The organism is Mesorhizobium sp. M2E.F.Ca.ET.209.01.1.1 (genome assembly GCF_004010375.2).
In the GTDB taxonomy this organism is placed as follows: Bacteria; Pseudomonadota; Alphaproteobacteria; order Rhizobiales; family Rhizobiaceae; genus Mesorhizobium.
Genome location: NZ_SADP02000161.1, coordinates 1 through 470, shown reverse-complemented (window position 1 = coordinate 470; position 470 = coordinate 1). Strand labels below are relative to the sequence as shown.

General features: G+C 61.1%; 2 protein-coding genes. One reads left to right on the top strand and one right to left on the bottom strand.

What is annotated here, in order from left to right; genetic code table 11:
* Nucleotides 1-114 (top strand): sugar-binding domain-containing protein (locus tag EN852_RS35085; RefSeq protein WP_281407827.1); only part of this gene is annotated, 114 nt, incomplete at its 5' end.
* Nucleotides 115-136: 22 nt separating this feature from the next.
* On the opposite strand, the gene EN852_RS35080 is transcribed toward EN852_RS35085, so the two are convergent.
* Complete coding sequence (locus EN852_RS35080) at nucleotides 137-322, bottom strand: hypothetical protein (RefSeq protein WP_127226681.1); 186 nt, start codon at nucleotides 320-322, stop codon at nucleotides 137-139.
* Between the last annotated feature and the right edge of the window lie 148 nt (nucleotides 323-470).

Here is a 470-nt window from a genome sequence, read left to right as displayed (position 1 = left end):
GCCTTGGCCATGGGCGAACGCAAGCTGCCGGGCATACTGGCCGCCGTCAACCGCCGCCTGGTCAATGGCCTCATCACCGATGAACGCACGGCGGCGGCGCTGCTCGCCGGCTGACTGCCGATAAAAATGGAGCCGCCTATTGCGACGGCCCGCGCGGATCGTTGCCGTCAAGGAATCCCATGTCGCGCTGCAGATGCGGCGACAGCTCCCGGATATCGACATAGCCACGCCGCTGGCGAGCAAGCCGCGAAAATTCGCGAATAAGCAGGGAAAACCAGCCTTGCGCCCGAGTGGAAACGAGTTTTTCTTGAGCCGTAACCATGATCGTCAGCCTCGCAATGCTTGAACTGGATTGATCGTCGACCCCAAATATCGGGCTGGCGGCCTGCCGCTTCCAATTAAACCTCGATCATGACCCATAAGGAGGTTTTATGCCCGATCTGAGCTCCGCGCAGCTTGCGCCGCTGCCG

Excerpts from the sequence above, each read along its gene's own strand:
- EN852_RS35080 (WP_127226681.1), bottom strand. The coding sequence starts at position 322 with ATGGTTACGGCTCAAGAAAAACTCGTTTCCACTCGGGCGCAAGGCTGG.